Annotated in this window: 8 protein-coding genes; all 8 read right to left on the bottom strand. The window is 56.6% G+C overall.

Translation table 11 applies throughout. The features are described from left to right. The coding region (gene fabF / locus KK078_RS12340) for a beta-ketoacyl-ACP synthase II (protein WP_254090583.1) at nucleotides 1-1080 on the bottom strand (1080 nt) is incomplete at its 3' end. Between the two features lie 4 nt (nucleotides 1081-1084). After that, nucleotides 1085-1675: a TetR/AcrR family transcriptional regulator gene (locus KK078_RS12335; RefSeq protein ID WP_254090582.1), complete on the bottom strand. Its 591-nt coding sequence runs from the start codon at nucleotides 1673-1675 to the stop codon at nucleotides 1085-1087. Nucleotides 1676-1769: 94 nt separating this feature from the next. Then, on the bottom strand, nucleotides 1770-2102 hold the full coding sequence (locus KK078_RS12330; RefSeq protein ID WP_254090581.1) for an L-rhamnose mutarotase: 333 nt from the start codon (nucleotides 2100-2102) through the stop codon (nucleotides 1770-1772). 5 nt (nucleotides 2103-2107) lie between these two features. Beyond that, complete coding sequence (locus tag KK078_RS12325) at nucleotides 2108-2881, bottom strand: L-fucose dehydrogenase (RefSeq protein ID WP_254090580.1); 774 nt, start codon at nucleotides 2879-2881, stop codon at nucleotides 2108-2110. A gap of 2 nt (nucleotides 2882-2883) precedes the next feature. Beyond that, nucleotides 2884-3708, bottom strand: coding sequence for an amidohydrolase family protein (locus KK078_RS12320; RefSeq protein WP_254090579.1), 825 nt, complete (start codon nucleotides 3706-3708; stop codon nucleotides 2884-2886). A gap of 10 nt (nucleotides 3709-3718) precedes the next feature. Beyond that, on the bottom strand, nucleotides 3719-4564 hold the full coding sequence (locus KK078_RS12315) for a fumarylacetoacetate hydrolase family protein (protein WP_254090578.1): 846 nt from the start codon (nucleotides 4562-4564) through the stop codon (nucleotides 3719-3721). Nucleotides 4565-4659: 95 nt separating this feature from the next. Beyond that, on the bottom strand, nucleotides 4660-5436 hold the full coding sequence (locus KK078_RS12310; protein ID WP_254090577.1) for an SDR family NAD(P)-dependent oxidoreductase: 777 nt from the start codon (nucleotides 5434-5436) through the stop codon (nucleotides 4660-4662). A 97-nt stretch (nucleotides 5437-5533) separates the two neighbouring features. Beyond that, complete coding sequence (locus KK078_RS12305) at nucleotides 5534-6040, bottom strand: HNH endonuclease (RefSeq protein WP_254090576.1); 507 nt, start codon at nucleotides 6038-6040, stop codon at nucleotides 5534-5536. Nucleotides 6041-6064 lie beyond the last annotated feature (24 nt).

Here is a 6064-nt window from a genome sequence, read left to right as displayed (position 1 = left end):
GTGGATCGCCTTCACACAGATGATCGCTTCGATCGCCCCCGCGCCACCCAACAGGTGGCCCGTGGCCGACTTCGTAGCGCTGATCATCAGCTTGCCGGCATGCTCACCAAACAATTTTGAAATGGCTTTGAGCTCGCTCTCGTCGCCGAGCGGTGTGGACGTGGCGTGCGGGTTCAGGTAGTCAACGTCTTGGACGTTCAGGTTGGCATCTTCCAGTGCCCACTTCATGCCGAGGGCTGCACCGGCGCCTTCGGGATGCGTGGCCGTCAGGTGATATGCATCGGCCGACATACCGCCGCCGGCCACTTCCGCATAGATGCGGGCACCACGACGTTTTGCGTGTTCATATTCTTCCAGAATGAGTGCGCAGCCGCCCTCGCCCATAACGAAGCCATCGCGGTCTACGTCGAACGGGCGGGAGGCGGTCGCTGGGTCGTCGTTGCGGGTGGAGAGGGCTTTCAGGGCATTGAACCCACCGATCCCGGCCTCGTTCACGGCCGCTTCCGAGCCGCCGGTTACAAAGATATCGGCTTTGCCCCAGCGGATGTAGTTCATCGCGTCGATGATGGCGGTAGTCGATGTAGCACATGCCGACACCGTGGTAAAGTTCGGCCCCATAAAGCCGTGCTTGATCGAGATCCAGCCCGAAGCGATATCGACGATCACTTTCGGTATAAAGTATGGGTTGATCCGGGGGGTGCCGTCGCCCCGGCCGTAGTCGATCATTTCCTGCTGAAAGGTATAGAAGCCCCCGTTGCCTGATCCCCAGATCACCCCTACGCGCGTCTTGTCGATCTTGTCCAGGTCGAGTCCCGAATCTTTCAGCGCTTCTTCCGAAGAAGCCACCGCATATTGCGCGAACGGATCGAGCTTGCGCACTTCGGCTTTTTCGAAGTAGTTCAGCGGGTCGTATCCTTTCAACGCACACGCGAACTTGGTCTTAAACTTCGTTGTATCAAAGCTGGTGATCGGGGCAGCGCCGCTTTTGGAGGCGATCAGGTTGCTCCAGAATTCAGGCACGGTATTCCCCAGCGGGGTTAACGCGCCCACGCCCGTAACCACTACTCTTCGTTGCTTCATAAAGTTAATTGCTGATTTGTTTTACTAAGTTCTTACAGTGTTTGATGACGATCTGCATCGGCTCTTCCGAGCGCTCGGCCCGCGCAAACATGACCGCTCCTTCGATGGAGCAGAAAAACACGTAGGCCATTTGGTGGGCGTCCGTACCTTTTTTGAATTCTCCCGCTGCGATGCCTTTTTCGATGAGCGAGGCTATAAATTCTACCGTATGCACCAGCTCGCGCGCCACCAGGCGGCGCATCGATACGCGGTGGTCGTCGGCCTCCACGGCTGTATTCAACAGCGGGCAGCCTCCGGCGACGGGTGGATTGAATACATATTCTCCAAAGAAATCAAACAGCGCCAATAGCTGTTTTTTATAGGTATTCTTTTTGTCCAGCTCGTCGTGCAGCCGCGTGCGCATCGTGTCGATCGCATATTGAAACGCCTCGAGCGCGATCTCGTCCTTGTCACGGAAGTTTCCATAGATCGCGCCTTTCGACAGCCCCGTGGATTCCATCAGGTCGGCCATGGAGGTGCCGTCATAACCTTTGCTGTTGAACAACGGGGCAGTCTGCTCGATAATAAATTGGCGTGTCCGCTCGGCTTTTGTCATAACGACGGCAAAATAATACCAATCGGTACAATTTTCAAAATAACGTACCGCGGGATGTTTTGGTTCATCCCGTTTCAAACTGATCCTAAGAAGGTTACGTGAGCTTAAAAATACGATCCATCAGCACCCATTTGGTGTTGGCGGGCGCAAACGACAAGTGTTGCTGGTAGTTCGACATGAGGTTTTCCCACCGTTGTACCGCCGGGTCGGCGGCATCGGCTTTCGCCTTGGCCTCAAACGAAAACGTCTCGGACACCTCCATGATCATAAAGAGCCGTGTGGCGACACGGTATATTTCCATTTGTACAATACCGGCATCGCGAATGCTTTGTATGATCTCCGGCCATACATGGCGGTGATGCTCTTCATAGGCGGCGATCAGATCGGGATCGTCGCGCAGGTCGAGTGCAAGACAATACTTTCTCATCGTTATCAGGCCAGGGCCCGGTCTAAGTGTACATATCCTCCGTCTACATATAACAGCTGGCCCGTGGTATGGCTCGATCGCTCCGAAAGCAGGAACGCTGCCGTGTTGGCGATCTCTTCGGCTGTTGTCATGCGTTTGCCCAGCGGTATCCGTTCGGTGATCCGTTTCAGCGTTCCCTCCGGGTCGGGCAAGGTTTTAACCCAGGCATCGTACAACGGGGTATAACATTCCGCCACGACGATGGCGTTGACCCGGATGCCGTAGGGCAGCAGCTCGACGGCCCACTCGCGTGTCAAGGCATTGCGGCCACCGTTCGACGCGGCATACGCCGATGTGTTGCCCTGGCCCGTATCGGCTGTCTTGGAGCTGATGTTGACGATCGCGCCGCACGAGGCTTTCAGCGCCGGCAAGGCATGATGCGCCATGAGGTAATAGTGCACCAGGTTCTTGTGCAGCGACGCGATGAACGCCTCGTATGAGCCACGCTCCAGTCCCACGCCGTCGTTTACACCGGCATTGTTCACCAGGCCGTCGATGCGCTTATACCGGGCGAGCACCGTCTCTACCGCGCGCTGGCAATCTTCGGGGCGCGTAAGCTCGGCCACTACCTGCAGGCCTTTTCCGCCGATCTTGTCGAGCGCTTTCTGGTTGTCTTCTGCACTGCGGCCGACAATGACCGGTACCGCGCCCTCGCGGGCCAGGACTTCTACGATCCCTTCGCCGATGCCCTTTGCACCGCCGGTAACAATGATGACTTTACCTGTTAACAGTAGATCCATGACTAAAGATTGTAAAAGTTTACGGCATTTTCGCCGAGTACCTGTTCGTTTTCCCGGGCCGACGCGTGGGCCAGGTACGATTGTATGATAAAAAGCTGCTGCTCGTAGTCGGCGGCCAGCAAACATACCGGCCAGTCGGACCCATAGAGCAGCCGTGAGGGGCCGAACGATTCGAAGAGCTCGTCCAGGTAGGGATAAAAATCCGCCGGCTTCCATTGCCGCCAGTCGGCTTCCGTCACCATGCCCGATACTTTGCACGATACGTGGTCGAACGTGGACAATGCCGCCATGTTCAGCTCCCATTGCGTTTTCTCGCCCGTGCGGATAGACGGCTTGGCCAGGTGGTCCACCACGATCTTTACCTCGGGCACGTGCCGCACAAACTGCAGTGCCTCGTCCAACTGGTGGTGATAGATAAGCAGGTCGTAGGTATAGTTATACCGCGCCAGCATGCGTACCCCCCGGATAAACCGGGGGTCAAGCAAGAAACCTTTCGGCTCGCCCTGTACAATGTGGCGGAACCCTTTCAGTTTTTTATAGGACGAAAAGTATGCCAACCGGTCTTCCAGGGCGTCGTCGCGCAGGTCCACCCATCCGACAACGCCCCGGATAAACGCATGTTGCCCGGCCAGCGTCAGCAGAAAATGTGTCTCGGCTTCCGACTGGTCGGCTTGTACGGCCACACACCCCCCGATGTGGTTTTGGTCCAGTACCGGCTTGAGGTCTTCCGGCAGGAAGTCCCGCCGAAGCACGCCCATGTCTTCCGAGATCCATGCGTCGCGCACGGGCTCGTACTGCCAGAAATGCTGATGGCTATCGAGTACCATGCGGCGGGGATCAGTATGCTTTTGCTACCTGCCGTTGTTCACCCATGCCTTCTATGCCCAGCTCGATGACGTCGCCGGGTTTGATATAGATCGGCGGGTTGAAGCCCAACCCCACCCCTGCCGGGGTGCCGGTCGAGATCACATCGCCCGGCAGCAGCGTCATGAACTGGCTGACATAGCTGACCAGGTAGGCCACGTTAAAGACCATGTTGGCCGTCGTACCGTCCTGGTATGTTTTGCCGTTCACTTTCAGCCACAGCTTTACGTTGTTGATATCTTTTACCTCGTCGCGGGTCACCAGGTAAGGGCCCATCGGCGCGAACGTATCGCAGCTTTTTCCTTTTACCCACTGGCCGCCGCGCTCTAATTGAAATTCGCGTTCGCTGTAGTCGTTGTGCACGCAATAACCGGCTACATAGCGTAGCGATTCTTCGGCCGATACATACGTCGCCTTCTGGCCGATCACCACGGCAAGCTCTACTTCCCAGTCGGTCTTCGTACTGTTCCGGGGGATCACGAGCGTATCGTTCGGGCCTACCAGGGCAGATGTCGATTTAAAGAACAGGATCGGCTCTTTGGGAAGGGCCGCGCCGGTTTCTTTTGCGTGGTCTGAGTAGTTCAGGCCGATGCAAATGATCTTGGAGGGACGTTGGAACGGTGCCCCCAAACGCACGGGCTGTTTTACTTTCGGCAGGTCCGGATGCTGTTGCAGCCAGGTGGCCAGCCGTGCGATGCCGTCGGTCTCAAAGAACTTTTCACCAAAGTCTTCGCCAAAGGACGATACGTCTACGATATCATTTCCGACAAGTACTCCCGGTTTTTCGGTGCCCGGTTCACCAAAGCGCAATAGTTTCATAGTATAAATTTCGATACAGCTAGTTCACGATCAGATCTACCTGCCGACAGGCAGGGTTTACATCCACCGGCAGGTATGTTTACCGGTGTGCCCGTTTAGTTATTCAGGCGGATAAAGCCTCCGTCGATCGGGTAGTCGCACCCGGTTACAAACGAAGACTCGTCCGAGCACAGGTACAACGCCAGGGTGGCGACCTCTTCGGGTGTGCCCATGCGGCCTATAGGTTGTGTCTTCGAGAGCTTCTCGAACATCTCCTGCTCCTGCCCCGGATAGTTCTTGGCCAGGAAGTTATCGACGAACGCGGTGTGCACGCGTGCCGGCGAAATGCAATTGCAGCGGATGTTGTCTTTCAGGTAATCTTTTGCCACCGACAGCGTCATGGTCAGCACGGCGCCCTTGCTCATGGAGTAGGCAAAGCGGTCGGGCAGGCCTACGCTGGAGGCGATGGAGGCGAGGTTGAGGATCACGCCGCTACCCTGTTGGCGCATGTGCGTCACGGCGCCGAGCATGGTGTTATAGACACCTTTTACATTCACCTGGAAGACACGGTCGAAGTCTTCTTCCGGGGTGTTGTCCAGGCGGCCGATGTGCGAAATACCGGCACTATTGACGAGTATATCGATGCGGCCGGCCTGTTGGGCCACCGTGGCCAACGCGTCTTTTACCTGGCGTTGGTCGGCGACATTGGCCGTCAGCGCCGTGGCCTTTCCGCCGGCGGCTTTGATCTCGGTCACCGCGGCGTTGGCGGCGTCCGGGTTGAGTTCGAGGATATAGACCGATGCACCCTGCCGGGCGAACAACGTGGCAATGGCTTTACCGATGCCGCTTCCGCCGCCGGTGATGACAGCCGTTTTCTGTTGTAAGTTGAACATAACGACAAGTATAGCCACCGCAAACGCGTGAACCAAGCATGCAATGGAATTCCCAAAGAAATTTAGGACAAATGCCCCTGATGCCCGGACGGCGATGTTACTGCGGGTGGTGACCCAGGAAAGCATCCCATTCGCCGGTCGAGTTGTTGTGATGGTCTTTCAGGAAGATGGCGTAGGAGGGCTTATACGGTTTTTTGCGCAGCACCATGTTCACCTCCTCGGGCATATAGTCGCCCTTCTTGGCGTTGCACCGCTTGCAGGCCGTAACCAGGTTGGTCCACGAGTCCGCTCCTTTGCGGGCACGGGGTACTACGTGGTCGATCGTGAGGTCTTTCTTCGTGCCGCAGTACTGGCACTCGTGGTTGTCGCGCTTGAATATATTTTGCCGGGTAAGATTAACGCCCTTGTAAGGGGCGTTTACGTAGCGATTCAGGCGAATGACAGACGGCATGGGGAAGCTCTGCGTAACGGAATGCAACTTGTGCCCGTTGGCCGTCCGGACCAGCTCGCTTTTGTTCATGAACACCAGTACAAACGCGCGCTCGACCGAGCACACCATGAGGGGGCTGTTGTCCTGATTTAGCACGAGCACGCGGCTGTTCATGCTGGTAATATACTCGCCAGAACG

It is taken from the genome of Dawidia soli (genome assembly GCF_018598185.1).
Taxonomy (GTDB): domain Bacteria; phylum Bacteroidota; class Bacteroidia; order Cytophagales; family Cyclobacteriaceae; genus Ohtaekwangia; species Ohtaekwangia soli.
Note: the sequence above shows the minus strand (reverse complement) of the source record. Positions and strands in the feature narration are given on the sequence as shown.

Coding starts and splice junctions, on each gene's coding strand:
- KK078_RS12310 (WP_254090577.1), bottom strand. CDS start 5,436: ATGTTCAACTTACAACAGAAAACGGCTGTCATCACCGGCGGCGGAAGC.
- KK078_RS12335 (WP_254090582.1), bottom strand. CDS start 1,675: ATGACAAAAGCCGAGCGGACACGCCAATTTATTATCGAGCAGACTGCC.
- KK078_RS12315 (WP_254090578.1), bottom strand. CDS start 4,564: ATGAAACTATTGCGCTTTGGTGAACCGGGCACCGAAAAACCGGGAGTA.
- KK078_RS12305 (WP_254090576.1), bottom strand. CDS start 6,040: ATGAACAGCCGCGTGCTCGTGCTAAATCAGGACAACAGCCCCCTCATG.
- KK078_RS12330 (WP_254090581.1), bottom strand. CDS start 2,102: ATGAGAAAGTATTGTCTTGCACTCGACCTGCGCGACGATCCCGATCTG.
- KK078_RS12320 (WP_254090579.1), bottom strand. CDS start 3,708: ATGGTACTCGATAGCCATCAGCATTTCTGGCAGTACGAGCCCGTGCGC.
- KK078_RS12325 (WP_254090580.1), bottom strand. CDS start 2,881: ATGGATCTACTGTTAACAGGTAAAGTCATCATTGTTACCGGCGGTGCA.